Below are 17,198 nucleotides of genomic sequence, written 5' to 3'. Positions count from 1 at the left end.
TATTTGTTGACTTAGAATGAAATGTCGATTCCAAAAGAATAGGTTTTGCTAAAAGGGTACACGCGGGCATCGCCATTAGCCATTGCTTGTTCAGGGTCTATGTATTTTGTCTCAAGCTTTGTTAGGGTGAATAAATTTTCACCACTCATAAATGCACGCATCCGACGTATCCCCAATCTTTCAGTTAAGCGCACAGGTAAGGAGTATCCCAACACCAGGCTTTTTAGACGCACATAAGCAAGATCCTGAAGGTAACGGTTATTGGTAGCTCTTAACTCGTTGTTTGCATTTAGTGCCACATAAGCAACTAGCGTCGGGAAATATGCATTAGGATTTTCGGGAGTGGATACTTTCGAAGCGAAGTCTGCCGGTATGAAGGAGAAGTAAGGGCGTGAGTAAGGGCCCCAGAAGCGGTCTGCATTACTGCCTGGATACCAATCACGTTTTCCGATACCCTGGAAGAAGGCAGAAACATCAAAATTATTCCAACTACCACCGAGGTTGAAGCCGAAAGCATAACGGGGCGTTGAATTCCCTATAACTTTTTGATCACCCGGATCACTTATGGTATTTGTACCTGCGCTGATTTTATTGTCTCCGTTCAAATCCACCCAGCGCAAGTCGCCAGCCCGTAAAGGAATATTATTGTCAACCCTTACCTTATTCAGGAAAGTCTGATCTATGGGGTAAGTTCTTGCCTCTGCATCGGTTTTGAAAGAACCATCAGTGACATAGCCCCAAATCTCACCTAATCTTTTTCCCTCATACAGTCCATAAGTGAAGTCACTTGCATTGTCCACTTTGGTTATGTAAGAATAGCTGTCACCCAGGTTTGCTCCGAAATTATACTTGAAAGGCTTTCCTCCAAGTTTAAACTGACTGTTCCAGTTCACTGAGACCTCAAATCCCTTCGTCCTCAGGCTAGCAACATTCACTAAGGGTTCAGCTTCTCCAAACACTGAAGGAAGAGGAGAGCCATTATCAAGCATATTGGAAGTATTCCTGATAAACCTGTCAAAACTTACTTCCAGTTGATTCTTGAAAAAGCCAAGGTCAATACCAGCATTATATGATTCAACCCTTTCCCATGTTAAATCGGCAGAAACAGGAGATGGAGAGCGATAATAATTTGCACGCACGCCGTCTAACATGTAAGCCATAGTCCCCGACCTCATAGCCAATATATAAGGATACGAGGGATCAAAGCCGTCTTTGGATATCTGTTGATTTCCGAGCTCTCCCGCAGATGCGCGAATCTTCATATTGCTTACAACTGATCTGATCGGGGAAAAGAACTTTTCACTACTAAGTACCCATCCTGCTGATGCTGATGGGAAAAAGCCAAATCTTTGACCGTTAGGGAACCTGGATGTACCATCGTACCGACCGTTGGTTTCGAACAGGTACTTGCTTTTATAATTATAGTTCAACCTGTAAAAATAGCCGCGTAAAGCATATTCACTGGAACCTCCGGCAACTGTAGGATCTCCTGTTCCCAGATCCAGATCATTTAGTTCCTGTGAGGAAATATTTTGCCTTGCAGCGGTAATTTTCCTTGCTTTACTGAGCTCCTGGTTAAATCCCGCTGTTAATTTCAAATTGTGAGCCTTACTAAAAGTTTTGTTATACTCAGCAAAGGCATTTACTACATGAACCTGGTTAAACTGTTGTTCTTCCGTCAACAGGTCAGTGCTGTATTTAGTCGCCACCTGTACATCGCCTGGAACTAGCGAATAATTTGCAGGAGCCTGACGATAAAAGTTAGGATCAGTATACAGATTGTAACTATAGTTCGCCGTGATATTCAAGTTCTTTAGAGGACTTATAGTAGCTTCAGAGATATTGGTCAGCTCGTACTTCCGGTTCGCTCCCCTGGTGCTGCCACTTTGCAGCATAGCGAAAATACCATCACCAATATCATACTGGTTTAGACCAGTAATATAGGTTGGGGTTCCATCCGGGTTGACCGGCGCATAAGCCGGGGAGGCATGCACGTTTATATGGACAAAATTCGCATTTCCTCCATCTTCCCTTCCAAAATAGTTGTAGGTCGAATGGTAGAAGTTGATATTATTAGAGAGCTTCAGCCATGGCTTAATATTCGCGGCGATTTTTGTCCGCAGATTATAGGACTTGTATTTATCAGTATGAACGCTCATAATGCCGTCCATCGATTTCATATTCCCATTGATCATATACGAAACCTTATCGCTGCTTCCCGAAACGTTCACATTGTGGTTTTGCATGGGCTGCCACTGGGTAAACATAAAATTATACCAGTCATAGTTTCCATAATAAACATACTGATCGCGACCATTTCTTCTCTGAATGGTAACCCATGGCCGACTTGGATCTTCTGTTTTATCATTTCTCCTCGCAAGGAGTTCCTGGTAATCCTGTTCCGTATATCCTGAATATCCGCCTACATGAGAAAGAGCCCCGTCATTCAGCTTCATCCAGTCGTAACCAGTTGTTATAAAATCAGTACTGGTAGTTGGCGTATTGAACCCGAAAGAGTTGTTGTAACGGATAACCGGCTTACCCGCGCCCATTTTAGTTGTTACGAGTACTACTCCAAAAGCACCTCTTGCTCCATAGATAGCTGCTGACCCTGCATCTTTCAAAACGGTGATGGTTTGAACCTCCTCTGGAGAAAGCCGGTCGAGGGTTCCGGGAATACCATCTATGAGGACAAGAGGACCACCCGAAACCGCGTTATTACCGTTTATAGAAGTTACCCCCCTTACATTCAGACTGCCCATAGTCCCCGGGGCTCCTCCACTCCTAGAGATACTTAGATTTGGAATAGTTCCCTGAAGTGCACTTGAGATATTGGTTAAGGGACGGTCGCGCAATTGGTCTCCGTTAATTTGAGCCACAGAACCCGTTAAATTGGCCTTTTTCTGGGTTCCATATCCCACAATTATCACTTCATTTAAAGAAAAACGCGACGATTCCTTCATTCTGACAAGAAGGGAATTCGAGTTTCCAAGATGAGCACGAAAGCCTGCGAGTAAATGGGTTTGAAAACCTAGATAGGAAAAACTAAAATTATAAGTCTCCTCAGCAATCACGTTTGCTATCGTAAAGATTCCTCGCTCATTAGTAGAGGCCCGGTAAATTTTAGTAGTGTCTGCGGAGTTTTTGGCAACTACCATTACTCCAATCAGAGGGACTGATTGCTCATCCGTTACTGTTCCCGTTACCGAAGTTCGGGTTTGACCGTACAGCGTGGTTGCAAACATCAGAAGAATGCAGCCGGACATAAGCCACCTGTAAAATTGCTTCATTGTTAATAGTTTTGGTGCTGATTGAATAAATTATATGTGTTAAATTTTATTTCGGATTACCTTTCTCTATCCTCACCAGTTCTGGTTCTATTTTAAACCTTAGAGTGTTCATTTCACAAACCATCTCTATTGCCCTTTCTAAACTGTCTTTCTCCAGTATTCTACCGGTAAAGTAGACACCTGAAAGGTCTGATTCATTGAAAATGATTTTAGTGTTATAGTGCTGGCTAAGACTTTGAAGAACCCTGGTTATGGGGCTTTGTGCAAAACTAAGGCTCACCATTGGTAAGGGCTGGGGATTGGTACTCCTGCTAGAAGCCGATTTCATTTGACTAACAGGATTTGTATTCTTAACCAAAGCCGACCGGTCGCCAATGCTTAGCAGACATTCCTGCCCTGCAACTAAGTATACCCGGTTTATTGCAGGTATCTTTTGTTCTGCATCAATCACCACTTTTCCTTCGATCAGTCTGATCCTTTGTTGCCCCTTATTTACATTGGATACATAGAATTGAGTTCCCAGAGCAGTGGTTTTTATTCCATTTGAGATGACAGAAAAAGGCCGTCTTTTGTCCTTTGCTACATCAAAAAGGGCCTCACCCTCCAGAAAAACATCTCTTTTATCACCCTTGAATTCTTTCTCATACCTGATTTTTCCGCCAGGTGACAACCTTACTTCTGAACCATCGCTTAACCTCAGCACCAGTTTTTCATTCCCTGTATTTTCAGTCACTTCAATCCTGCTACTTTCATACCTGGAGATTTGGAACTCTCTGCTTCCCGGGAGGTTTAGAAACTTATACCCAAAGAACAGGAATCCGGCCAGACAGGCAGCTATAGAAATTCTTTGGAACATTTTAATTACGGTACGAGATGGCCTGGTTTGTTTGAATATTCCTTCCTTCATCTCCGAGCTTATTTCGATAGGAAGTTCTTTGTCAACCTCAGTATCATCCCAATCTTTCTGACTTAGGAACTCATCTACAAGTTCAGGATTCTCCTTTAGTAGAAGCATTGCCGCATCTGCTTCTTCCTTTGTACAGGTATTGGAAAAAAATTTACGTAAGAGGTCCTCTGCGGTCATGTTTCTAAACTTATTCATGCATAAGATCGTTTGGAAATAAAAAATTCCCTATCGGGGTAAAAAAAAATAAGATTTGCCTGGATGAGGTGAGAAAACTTAGAATGAAAGGTTGGTTATTGAATGCCCTGTTTCTCGAATGGCTGGATAGATCGTTTAATTCAATTTACTGAAGTAGAAGGATTATTAGAGTAAAGAAGCTGCTCATGATCCTTTTCATCTGCCGTGTTGCCTGTAGCAAATGATTGTCTACAGTTTTTGGAGAAATCCCTAATGAAGAGGCTATTTCTTTATAGGAGTAACCATCGAGATGTTTGAGCTTGAACACCTTCTTTCTCATCTCCGGCAAACTATTTATTGCCGTTAAAATGCTCTGGCTTAGCTCAAAGGAAGTATCCGGGGAACTCAGAGAATTATCGTAGTGAAGATCCGCCTCATGCTCTGAAGCAAGTTTTCTTTCGTTAGCATTTTTTCTAAGCCAATCGATATAAACGAACTTCACTTTATTAAAGAGCAGGACTTCTATAGTATATTCAGCAGTGATGGAAGCACGGTATTTCCAAAAATTAACAAAAGTCATTTGAGTGAGATCTTTTGCTTGTTCGGATTCGTTGGTTTTCTTTAGAAAATAATAATAGACCTTCTTATGCCATTGAATGTAAACTTCCTCAAATGCATTGTGATCCCCTTTTTGAAGTAATTCTACTAGTTCCTTCTGCATTTCCATACTTGCCGGGGCAAATTTAGGCTACCTTCTGCTATGAGAATATTAAGGATACGTTATGAATGTATAAATAAAGGTTTCAATTATGTGTTCAATATTCTTTAGTATAAAATACACAAAGCCTGGTTATTTGAACCAAGCTTCACATATTAAGATGGATGCTTATAACACGCAGTATCTTCATAATGCTATTTATCTAAATATCTGTTATATATTATTCTGCAATCCGTTAATTAAAATCTAACCCTTCTCTTGATTTCTGCGAGGATAAAAGCTAACTACGCCCCTTCGGAAGTTTATACTTGTTATATAATTCACAAGGAAAGGGGTTCCCAGCAGGCCATCAATTTTTAATGCGCCTTCACCATTGTTCTGCAAATGCGATTCGGCGAAACCAGTATAAAGCTCTCTAAATTTAACCGGACCGCAAGATGCTTCTTTAATGAATCCTGCTACGAGTTTATTCCTGGCACTACCATTAATCTTCAATGTATCTACTGCGTGGAACAGAGTCTTCAATTCATCGTAATACTGAGGATAGATAATATTTATAGCAGCCCCGCAATCAATTCCAAAACGGTAATCCTTGTTATTGATATTTAAGGTAAGAATAGGAATATGTCTTTGCATAGTTACTGCAGCCTGATGAAGAGGTTTAGTCTCCAGCTTAGGCTGCAATACATAATTACCCAACTTGTCCACTTTCCTGAAAGTCATTTCCAAAGCATCGTAATCGAAGGTAACTTCATAATTCTTAAAAGCCTCAAGTCCTAGTAAACCAAAAACATTTATCGAGCTCATTTCCGGGTCCTCTTCCATTTGGGTAGCAGGGGTTTGAAAATCCATTAAAAGAATTTTGCCCCATTTCAGTGAATCAACTTTAGCAAGACGAACCTCTCCAAAGCCACCATTTATTCCACTAAAGCCGTTTATTTTCTCAGCATCAGCAGATTCCCCTACGAATTTTTTATTTAACATGATCACCGGGCAACCACTGTCGAACAAGAAATACCCCTCCTTTTTATTGAGATTTGCCGCTACATAGATCACGTCTTTCCTTATTTTAAATGGCACTTTCATCTCCTCGGGGAAGTAAGCCCGGGGAACTAAAGCTTTTTTATCCTTCTGCAAAGGTTGTTTAACATTCTCCCTCAACCAATTTGTAATAGTTTGAAGGATGGTGGGATCGATGTTCTCCAAACTCGAGTACTCCTGTGGAGTACAGGTTTTACATCGCTGCAACAGATGGTTTACCCCTGGCAACAATAGTGTCGTCACATTCCTGTTGCCCCCTTCCTGCAGGTACTTTTTCCAATTATTCAGATTCTCCTTGCCCGAAACAAAGAGGTCTTTATCCCCATTTATAGCCAGAACAGGCATCTTAAGCCCTTTCATAAAGGGTTCGGGGTTGTACTGCATAAAATAGCGGTACCATGGCCCCGTTGCTGTCCTGATATAGCTTTCTATTGGAAACCGGAAATGGTCAAATTCAACGTTTAGTGTCTTAAAATACTCCTGGTCTTTTTGAGACCAGGTTTTGAAGGTAGAACGCATGATGGTGTCGAGTACAGGTGAGTTGACGTTCTTTAACACAGTATCGAACATGAGCCTGATAATCTCGCGATGGCGCTTTTTATCGTATTCGGGTATGGCAGCTGCTTCAATCAGGTCCAAGTTCTGCTTTACATTCGAGTCATAACCATTGGTTGCAAGGCCGGCAAGGCTAATCATGAATGCAATGTCGCTAGATTTAGAGGCGGCTATACTCATCACTGCCCCTCCTTCACTATGACCTATAAAGCCCATACGGCCCGGATCAATTTCTTTGCGACCTTTTAAGAATTGAACAGCTGCCAATGCATCATTTGCAAAATCGAGGGTGGTTGCATCTTCATAAACTCCGGTACTCTTGCCCACACCACGATCGTCCATCCTCAGCACTGCATAGCCATTCTCATTAAGATGATTGGCTAGGGCAAGGAATAGCTTATGACCTGCCATGGTACCATCACGATCCTGCTTTCCTGTACCGGACAGGATCACAGCTACCGGAAATTTATCTCCCTGCTTAGGAAAGCTCAAGGTTCCACCCAGCTTAATTCCTGGAGACCCACCCTCGAAAATAACACTATCTGCTCTGTTCACCCCCGCCAAAGCAGAACAATGAACGATTAGCGGCAGTATCAGCACTACCAAAGCTCTTTTAATTAACATGACTATCCGGGCGTTATTTTGATTTACGGGAAAGTTCTATCATCATACTTATTTCATCGGAAAGCTCAGAAGGACTTCCCATGTAACCCACCTCCGAGAAGCGAAGCTTACCATTCGGGTCTATTACCATTTTGTGAGGAATGGCCCCCACTCCGAAACTTTTAGCAAGCTTGGCATCCGCATCAAACAATACGGTGAAGTCGAAATTGTGCTCTTTCAGATACTTGGCAACGTACTCTTTGTAATCCGTCCTTCGCTCCTGAGTATCAACAAAGTAAAACACCACATTCTTATCATTCAAATACTTTTGCCTTACCATGTCCATTCCAGGAAATGCTTCTTTACAAGGAGCACACCAGGAAGCAAAAAAATCTAGTACTACAACCTTCCCTTTTTGAGCTTTAAGGCTAACCATTTCTCCTGCATTGCTTAATGCTTTAAACTCGGGCAATTCCTGGTTTATCATTGATTTTTTCACCTTTGCCTCAAGCTTGCCTGTAAGCGTATTATCTTTCAAATTACTGATATAGGCTTCAAACCCATCGCCTGTCTTATTCTCCTGAACGTATTGTTCTTTCAGTAGTGCTATTACGGCAGGTGATGCCTGATTTTGCTGCATACTTTTCACAAGGGTTTCCTTCAACTTTGCAGTATTCCCTGTTTCTTTCAACAGAAGGCTGTATACCTCGTTCAAAGGAGCCTTCTTGAATTGTGCCCTTTGCTGAGCAATCTCTGCATAATAAAGGCCTTCTTTGTATTGCTTCACATGCAGAAGGATGTCTGCATACAATGCGGAAGAACTTGCATACACGTTTGAGAACATCTTATCCCAATCATCCGAGCTTAGGTAAGGGTTCTCCGCCGGTTTGCCATCCTTAAAATTTTCAATGCGCTCCATTACCAACTTGGCCCAGGGTAGGACCTCCTCAGCAGTACTGCTTTTCTGATGGTCATATGGGATTTCTACAGCCTTATAAAAAATTGTAGAAAGTGAATTGAAAGGAGCGGTTGCCACATATTTTTTGTAGGTTGAAAAATCCTTTTTTACCGAAGTTAATATACCTACGGTTTGATACATACGGGAGTAGTCTATCCAGTTTCTTTTATCAAATGCCGTATCTGTTTTTGTATACGGGTATTTATCAATAAATTCTGTAGTAAGCATTAATACACTGTCGGCATTGCGCGTTTTCGCAATTACCTTAAATTCTCTTAGCTTTTCATTGCTATTTTGAGCTTTGCCAATTCCAGCGGTAAGTAGCATAGCGGCCAAGGGTAGAGATCTAAAAAGTTTCATTTTAAAAAGTTTGGTATGTGTTTTTAACTGTTGAGATTATTATTTTCTATTAATATTGTGATTCTTTTGTATGATTAACATGGTAAACCGCAGGTTCATTTTTAAGAACCCCCGCCTTCCACTCGGAGGGAGAGAAAAGCTGACTTTCAGGTATACTCCTGTCTTCTGATGCTTTTTCCACTTCTGAATTGACCTGTTGAACTAAAGGCAATAGCATCTTGCTAACTTTTTTCCCCCTGCCCTTTCCTTCTTTTTGCAGAAGAGTAAGGAGATCTTTTAAGATGTAGTATGGAGCTACTTCCACATCCGATGATAAATCCGCTACCGCACCTTCCTGGTCAAGTCGACTTCTAATTATCTTCTTCAGCAGACCGGGATAGATGTCATTCATCACTACTGACCGTCCGTATTTTAACCGCTCCCCTGGAAACCTTGTCTTACATTCCTCCCACATCTCAAGGCGCCTCTGCATATCGGGTTCTCTATAAATAGCTTCGAGCTGCTTATCGCAGGCTAACTGACCTTGTGGAAAGCGTTGCAGGATCACCTGTTCAAGAGAATCGGCCGATGCGGTTTTTTTTAATACTTCACGGGATACTTTTACAATGGCTAGCAGCTCCTCTTCTTTGAGATCATGTATAGACAGCAAAGCAGCAACTTCGCGAGGAGCGGCTCTTTGAGCACGTAGTGTATCTGTGGCTTGTAGAAATTCCATCACCAATGGAAACATAGGTCTGCGGCTTACCGGTGAATACTGAAGTTCCTGATTGAACCACCATACTACCACATCATTACCAATAAAGCTTTCAGGAGAAAGGAAGGACGGCTTCCCATCACGGATCACCTTATTCCTTAACAAGGCCCAACCGATATAAGAGCCTGGAACAGGACCTTTAGAGGGATCTTTCTTTCCGATAAACCACGTGTAAGTAGCCTTCCCACCCTGGTCGATAAGATCACCTGAGCTAAACTTGCAGGTCATTAGTGCTGCATCTTCAGGAAGCAAGTAAGAGGCTTCCCATAGTTGGCCTTTTCTCTCCATCATCAAGTCATCGGCGATCCACTTGAAATCCCTGAATAAGTATATCACCCCTTTTATCTGGTCCTTTCCCTTCAACACACTTTCCTCCGGGTCATATTTGATAAGAACCTTTTCACCCGCTTTTAACTGCGACGGTTCTACAAGAAACGGTTTTTTATTCTGCCCGTTTACATCCTTACACGCAAGAAAAGAGAAGAACAGGAGCCAAAATGCTCCTGCTGGAAGTTTAAATTTCATTTCTATAATTTTAAATAATTCCTGCCCCTCTTGCCTTCGGACACATGTCTACTACTTTCCCCTGGATGGTATAAGTATGTGTTGGAGTTGTTGTAACTTGCCCGCTGGTTGGATTGATGGAGTATTCATACAAGCGGCCAATCGTACCATCCCATGTAGCCACATAAAGAAAGCGCCCATCAGTTGTTGTAAGATTGAATGTTGGCCGCGGTTTAAAGATCTTCATGCTGGTAATTGTCTCCTGAGCTGAATAATTCAGAACTCTGGAAGCGGTATTGCTTCCCAGGTAGTCGTACAAGTAAACACTACGCTCTGTGGCGTAAAATGAAGCATAGCCAAACTCGCTCGACTGGAAATACCTGGCAGCGGCTATTTCAGGCAAAGAAGTCATATCTATTTTAGAGACAGCCATTAGTCCGTCATCCGTTTTGTTAAAATTGGTGATGTATAACCATCGACCGTTCCCTGTAGGATCTTTCAAAAAGTTCAGCGTCTGGTTTTGGAAACCTCGGTCCATTCCGATCATCGATTTACCAACATTATTCAAGTTAAAGGGCTGAGCTGGATTAGCTGGCTCGCGGAATGTTGCAATAGAGGCAGTTCCGTTAACCGGATGCAAAAAACGCTGGTATTTCTCGTCATATACTGCGGCAATTATACTTGAAGATGAGGCATCAGCAATGTAGGGGGCAAGTGAATAGTCCCCTATAAGGGCTCCGGGAAACAAAGCGCCAAGCGGATCAGGAGAAGAGCTGAAATACAGTTTATTATTATTGATAAGCACTTCATTAGAATTAGTAGAGCTCATAAGGAATGCCTGGGGATTTATTACTTCGCCCGGACGTTGGAACAGGCTGGTATTCTCGCGCATTAAAGAAAAATCATTACCGTGAATACGCGAAAGCTGAGTTGGCGAGCCAATGGTGAGCCAGTTCTGAATAGGTGCCGAAAAAGTAGTACGACGCGATTGGGCAATGAAACGACCTTCGCCCGGAAGTTTCTTTCCTGTCGACTGCGAATAAATATTACGGAGGTGTTTTTCTTGTGTTGCCACTGGCATAGCTGCTCTTGATACCACAAAATCCAGGTCGCTTTCGCCATTGAAGGTATGTAGTACCATCCAGCCATATTCTATACCTGATGCTACTGTTAAATCAAACCTGATGTTAGACACCAATTTATTAACCGAGTCAGTTACCACCAGTTCAACTTTGTAATTTCCTACGGCTTCAGCTATCTGAACCCTGAGTTCCTTTTGAGATGCTATAAGCTTTCTTGTCTGCACCTCAGACGTGGAACCCGTAATAACCTTATAGATCACCCAGTTGTACTTAAGTCTTGTTGTATCCATGCCCGCATATGACACCTTGGGGGCAATGAATAAACTATCATACCGCTCGATGGTATAGACGTAGCCAATTCCTGTAGTATCAATTGCTGGCAGTGGATTGGTGCTGTAATCATAGTTACCTAAATCCTTTTTACAGGCGGTGAAACCTGAAACCAACAAAAACAGTATTGGAAATATATATTCTGAAATCTTCTTCATGAAAATAGTTATTAGGATCTGTTTTATTAATTTGGAAAAGTTACTGCTACCCCATTTTCATCAGTGAGCGGTGAATTTGATGCATTATAGTTTGCCAGAGCAGCTTTCATTCTGAATTTTAGATCAAGCATCATAGAAGCTGAATACTCGCCAGGTTGCAGGGGTACCCGTGCACTTTGCTGAAGCGTAAAATTCGCAATCCCTAATACATCTATTATGAACCTGTATTTAACATTGCTATAGGTACCGAAATAGGAGCTTAAGCCGATAAATCCATCCCAGTTCGATGGCTTCACCAGGTTATCACTCCAGCTTACTGTGAAATAATTATCCTCAACAATTCCCGGCTTGAAATCAGCTGTTTCGGCGATACGTAGATTGAGCGTTAAACTTTTATTCTTGATATCGGCAGTGCGTAGCAACAGTACATTTAATGTTCCTTCGGTTTGCCCCGCTTTTACTAGTCCGTCGATAAACCGGAAATGTGTACCTTCTACTGCCGTACTTCCTTCCATGATCGCTTCACCCCTGACTATACGGTCACGGTTTGAGGGCAGGCCCATAGTTTTCACCTTCACCTTAAGCGTGTCCTGGGTTATGGATGAGGGTAGCAAAAGGAAAGAATAAGATTTGAATGTAATTCGTGTTTTTACCAGGTCATTAGCCCTTTCAAAGAAATAAACCCGGGGATCATCCTCATAGGTCATTACCTCTTTATTACATGAACAAAGGGTAATTACCATCAGTAAGGTCATTAGTATATTAGATTTCAAACTCTTCATCAGCTTAAACTTGAATGTTATTAATTTGCACCGTATTCTATTTCATCATCGGGAAGTGGCAGTACATATATGGAATTTCCTGCATTTATCCCTGAGTATTCTATAGTAGCAACATTAAGGCGCTTGTAGTAATAAAACAGCTGTCCCTCAGCTACAAACTCCCTGCGATACTCCTTGAAGACCTGCGTTTGAATATCGGCAGGAGTGGCAGTAGACGAAACTGAAGATCTGCTGTTCCGGGCCGTTCTTACCTTGTTGATAAAATCGGCAGCCGCAGAAGGATTACTTTCTTTCAAGCATTCTGCTGCAATTAAGTAGAGCTCAGATACCCTGATTACTGGCATTTTGAAATTGTTAGCTAACAAAGTACTGCTCAGTAATTTGGTAGGGAAGCGTCTGAAATTACCTGGCGTAGTTCCACTTCCATAGATATAGCGGTAGTCATTAACATCATTATCGAAGTCTGAACTATACTCGCTTTCAAGCCTGGATAAAAGACTTGTAGCATCAGCGTTGAAGTATGTGACCGCCTGCGTATGAAGATTATTAATATTTAACGAAAAAATCAACTCGGGTACAAAGACTCTGTCGGCACCACTAATAACTGCCGAAGATGGGACAAATGGGAACACCCCAGAATCTATCACTTCTTTTGCAGCAGCTAATGCATTCACTTTATCTCCTGCATATAAGTATACCCTGGCCATTAATGCCTTCACAGCATAATAATTGAATTTATAAGTCCTGTTGCGTAAAAAGCCCGTGCTTGTGGAGGGCACCCGACTTCCTGAGACTATCGGATCTGCATCCTTCAGAGCTAGAGACGCCGCACTAAGGTCTCCCAGTAACTTTGTGATCACTTCATTTACAGTGCCCCTGGATACACTTTCAACTCCAAACGTTGTTACATAAGGAATAGCTATAGCAGTTGAACCTCCGTTTGATGCTGGTGCCGGAGCAAACAGCCTTAAGAGATCAAAATGCATAAATGCTCTTAGGGCAAGAGCTTCTCCAGTGATCACCTTTTGATTAGTACCGGTAAACAGTGCAGGATCTGCAGCCTTTATGTTAGTGATAAGATTATTGGCGTTAGCAATATTCTTGTACATTTTGTTCCAGACCGCATTTACCCTTGTCTTTACTGTATCATTAGTATAGCTATAGGTATTAAACTGGGTGTAGGGTCCTGTTAACTGGGTATATTGCCTACCAAGCACATCGGCCATGCCGTAGGTAAGTTCTTTGCCGTAAAGGGAATTATCCGTAAGTCCAACATAGATCCCGGTTAAGGCATCTTTAAATCCCTGCTCCTCTTTAAATGCAACTTCAGACTCCACCTGAGATTTTGGCTTAACATCAAGCCATTTGTCGCAGGAGCTCAATGAAACAAGCCCTGTTAAAATAATTAGGTATGAAAATATCTTCTTCATTGTTCGTATGATTAAAAGGATGCTTGTAATGAGAAAGAAATAGTGCGGGCGAAGGGATAATCAACACCTCGCTCAGTCTTAACGGTGGAGAACCGGGCAAGATCATTCAGATTCATGGAAGCTGTAAGATTTGAACGGCGGTCGCTCTTTGAGATCTTTAGCTTACTGAGAGGATTATTGAATGTATAGCCAAAGCCTATCGCAGAAACGATCAACTCATCGAGATCTTGAACAAAACGGGTGGTGGGTTGTGTAGAGCTTATGTCTGCAATATCCTTGTAAAGACTTACCTGCCCTGGTGTTTTCCATCTTTCTTCCAATGCCCTTATATCGACATTATAATTGAAATCGGCATTTTCTACTTTCTGCACCAGGGTTGAGTTGTAGGTCTGGCCGCCCAGGCGATAGCCCATGGTGAGGTTACCGGTAAAATTGCCGAAGCGAAAATTAGTTCCGAAGGTTCCGATAAAATCAGGGTTGTTATCCCCGGCCACTACATAATCATCAGCTGACCATACATACGTGAGCGATCCATCTTTCTTAGTGAAGATCTCTTTACCATTTGTAGGATCAATCCCTAAAGAAGGTACCGCCCAAATTGCGTTCATTGACTGTCCGGGGACATAGCGTGAATAAACTCGCTGTCTTCTTGCCCGGTTTTGTTCCAGGGTTTCACCTGGCCTTTGAGTTAGATTATCATTTGAATTATTTAACGCAAGTATGGAGTTCGACACATTACGAATACGGTTGGTAGCATGCTGTCCATTCACAAAAACGTTAAAAGATGAATATTTTCCAGCGAATACCCGCATGTTGGCAGAAACCTGATACCCTTTGTTCCGCACCTCTCCGATATTCTCCTTATAGTTTGAAAAACCAGCAGAGGGAGCAATGATCTGGTCTGTGAGAAGTCCTTTTGTATCTTTGATAAAGTAGTCGAACCTCAGGCTTAAGCGATTGAAGAATGTAGCATCTGTCCCGATATTATAATCCATAACCTTTTGCCACCTCAAATCCGGATTAGCCAGGCCCATCAAAGTAAAACCCATATCCCCGTTGTAATTCTGGTTGGTGATATATTGATAGGTAGCCATGGATTGGTAAGAACTAAAACCAAGGGTGCCGGTACTACCTGCACTTCCCCGTACTTTCAACAGGTTGATGAATTTCAAATTTTTTATAAAGGATTCATTTTGTAGGTTCCAACCAAGGCCCGCCGACCAGAAATCTCCCCAGCGCTGGTTGGTGCCAAATTGTGAACTCGCATTTGTACGGTAGGTTAAATCAGCCAGGTAACGGTTATCGTAGGCATAATTAAGCGCAGAAGTTATACCTACAGACCGGCTTGTATTTTCGACACCATTGGCCTTTGTATTGGGTTTGTAACTATTTCCGTAGGCTATGTCCACAATATTGTCGTTGGGAAAACCTACCATCGTAAAGGCCGTACTTTCTGTTTTACTTTCGTTAGCCGAAAACCCAGCATTCAGCAATAACTGATTCTTGCCAAATTGAAGGTTATACGCAGCAAGCAGGTCGGTACTGTACGTATTTAACTTACCATTTGTCCTGGTAAATTCTCCCCGGTTCAGATACTCTGCAGAAGTTGGGGATATCCCCATAAACCGGGTATGGGTGGCTGGGTAGAAAAGGCTGGCTTCATTGTTCTGACTGGTGATTCCTACACGTGCAGTTAAACGAAGATCCTTTACAGGATTGTAGTCAGTGTAGAAATTTTCAGTGATCATCGTATATCTATCACCATTGATACTATTTAAGGAAGCGTTATATAAGGGATTATAAATTTGGTTACTGAATGATGTATAGGTGGGAATAAGCGCTCCAGTCTCGTCAAATATCCTCCAATAAGGATTCATCCGGGTATATTCCGAAAAGCTGCCATAGGGCGAATTCTCTGCCCTGTTACGATCGATCATCAGGTTATTCCTGAATGAAAATTTTCGCAATCGATATTGCAGATTCACCGTACCGGAAAGTGTTTCTCTGTCGGAGCCCTTCATTACCCCTTTCAGGTTGTTGTAATTAAGGTTGGCGGAATAACGCATGGCGTCATCTCCACCCTCGAGAAAAACACTGTGGCGCTGGCCTACCCCATTTTGTAAAGGTTTCGACAGCCAGTAGGTATCTACTCCGTCAAGTGCAGCTTTAAGGTTTGTGGCATAGCTTCTGATCAATGTTGACTGGACATCAGGAATCGCGGAAGCGTATTTGCCCGCCAGATACTCGGCCTCAACCTTCTCGGTACTATTAGTAAGTCTATAACTACTAAGGTCGGGCGCGGTTATATTTGTACTTACATTATAAGAGATCCTCAACGCGCCGGCTTGCGGCGTCACAGTTTCAATTACCACAACCCCATTTCCTGCCTTTGCCCCGTAAATAGCTTTCGCGGATGCGTCTTTCAATATAGTAATGCTCTTTACCATATTGATATTAAGGTCGTATACCTTTTGCAGCGTTGTTTCAAAGCCATCAAGGATAAACAAAGGTTGATTGGGAACATTTGAATAATCCGTACTGAGATTACTGAACCCGGTTTGACCTCTTAACTGAATTACAGGTAAGCGATTGGGATCAGAACCTAAGTCGTTGTTCTCGATGATCTGAAACGATGGATCAAGAATGGCAAGGCCTTGTAATACGTTTTGATTGGTTATAACCTTAAGATCAGCGCCTGAAAAAGTTGAAACAGCACCGGTAAATGAGCCAGCTTTACGATCGAACATACCCGTACTGATCGTAACCTCCCCCAGCATTTTCTTCTCCGGCTGCATTTTCACTAACCTGTAGGCCCCACTTTTTACGGAAACCTCCAGAGTTACGTAGCCAATAAACCGGAATTCGAGCAAAGCGGAAGAATCAGGTACAGTTACGGTGAAGTAACCTTTACTGTTAGCAACAGCACCTGTACGGGTACCTTTTACCCATACAGTTGCTCCCGGAAATGGCTCGTCCTTTTCATCAACTATTCTTCCATTTATTGCAAAAGGGTCTGAAAGTGCTTGTACTACCGAATTATTTGCTTCTTCCTGTGCACTAATCCGTCCTGATGAAATTACGATATGCTTGTTCACCTGCCTAAAACCGAGGCTGGTCCCCTTTAACAATTTGTTGAGAACAACTTCAACAGAACCAGTTGTTCTAGGCATAGTCAGGCCTTTAATAATTCCTACATCATCTTTCCGATAAAGAAACCTGAAGGTCGTTTGCTTTTCGATCCGTTGCAAAGCTGAAGTCAAACTTTCATTCTTCAGTTCAAGCTGTATCACTGTGGTTTGGATACTTTGACCTTGAACCGAAGAAGCAACCAGCATCTGAAGTGAAAATGCCATCGATAATATGGTGAATAATGTAACTCGCATGAAGAGTAAAAGACAATTACGTTCCGGCAGGACAATAGGAATCCTGCAACTTGCTGCAATAGCAGTTAAATTCATATATTTGAATGTTTTGGTGTGAAAATTTCTCTAACGGAGATTTACATGAAAAAACGGGGCGATCTGGAATCGCCGGAGGGTCTGCAGCAGTAAC

10 protein-coding genes are annotated in these 17,198 nt (G+C 42.3%); all 10 read right to left on the bottom strand.

What is annotated here, in order from left to right; genetic code table 11:
• Nucleotides 1-11: 11 nt before the first annotated feature.
• A complete protein-coding gene (locus J4N25_RS23605) occupies nucleotides 12-3,290 on the bottom strand; it encodes a SusC/RagA family TonB-linked outer membrane protein (protein ID WP_207424355.1) in 3,279 nt (1,092 codons plus the stop codon).
• Between the two features lie 46 nt (nucleotides 3,291-3,336).
• Entirely contained in the window at nucleotides 3,337-4,392 is a 1,056-nt protein-coding gene (locus J4N25_RS23600) for a FecR family protein (RefSeq protein ID WP_207424354.1), read from the bottom strand.
• A 145-nt stretch (nucleotides 4,393-4,537) separates the two neighbouring features.
• On the bottom strand, nucleotides 4,538-5,092 hold the full coding sequence (locus J4N25_RS23595) for an RNA polymerase sigma factor (RefSeq protein WP_207424353.1): 555 nt from the start codon (nucleotides 5,090-5,092) through the stop codon (nucleotides 4,538-4,540).
• A gap of 243 nt (nucleotides 5,093-5,335) precedes the next feature.
• Complete coding sequence (locus J4N25_RS23590) at nucleotides 5,336-7,309, bottom strand: alpha/beta fold hydrolase (protein ID WP_207424352.1); 1,974 nt, start codon at nucleotides 7,307-7,309, stop codon at nucleotides 5,336-5,338.
• Nucleotides 7,310-7,322: 13 nt separating this feature from the next.
• Nucleotides 7,323-8,606 carry a TlpA family protein disulfide reductase gene (locus tag J4N25_RS23585; protein WP_207424351.1) on the bottom strand — a complete coding sequence of 428 codons (1,284 nt, stop codon included), beginning with the start codon at nucleotides 8,604-8,606 and terminating at the stop codon, nucleotides 7,323-7,325.
• A 49-nt stretch (nucleotides 8,607-8,655) separates the two neighbouring features.
• Nucleotides 8,656-9,885: a hypothetical protein gene (locus tag J4N25_RS23580; RefSeq protein ID WP_207424350.1), complete on the bottom strand. Its 1,230-nt coding sequence runs from the start codon at nucleotides 9,883-9,885 to the stop codon at nucleotides 8,656-8,658.
• Between the two features lie 10 nt (nucleotides 9,886-9,895).
• Nucleotides 9,896-11,434, bottom strand: a complete 1,539-nt coding sequence (locus J4N25_RS23575) for a PKD-like family lipoprotein (RefSeq protein ID WP_207424349.1) — start codon at nucleotides 11,432-11,434, stop codon at nucleotides 9,896-9,898.
• A 26-nt stretch (nucleotides 11,435-11,460) separates the two neighbouring features.
• A complete protein-coding gene (locus J4N25_RS23570; RefSeq protein ID WP_207424348.1) occupies nucleotides 11,461-12,216 on the bottom strand; it encodes a DUF4843 domain-containing protein in 756 nt (251 codons plus the stop codon).
• Between the two features lie 20 nt (nucleotides 12,217-12,236).
• Nucleotides 12,237-13,646, bottom strand: a complete 1,410-nt coding sequence (locus J4N25_RS23565) for a RagB/SusD family nutrient uptake outer membrane protein (RefSeq protein WP_207424347.1) — start codon at nucleotides 13,644-13,646, stop codon at nucleotides 12,237-12,239.
• An 11-nt stretch (nucleotides 13,647-13,657) separates the two neighbouring features.
• Nucleotides 13,658-17,104 carry a SusC/RagA family TonB-linked outer membrane protein gene (locus J4N25_RS23560; RefSeq protein WP_207424346.1) on the bottom strand — a complete coding sequence of 1,149 codons (3,447 nt, stop codon included), beginning with the start codon at nucleotides 17,102-17,104 and terminating at the stop codon, nucleotides 13,658-13,660.
• Nucleotides 17,105-17,198: the final 94 nt, after the last annotated feature.

The organism is Desertivirga brevis, from assembly GCF_017355835.1.
The sequence above is the reverse complement of the archived record's forward strand: the minus strand, read 5'-3'. Positions and strand labels throughout refer to the sequence as shown.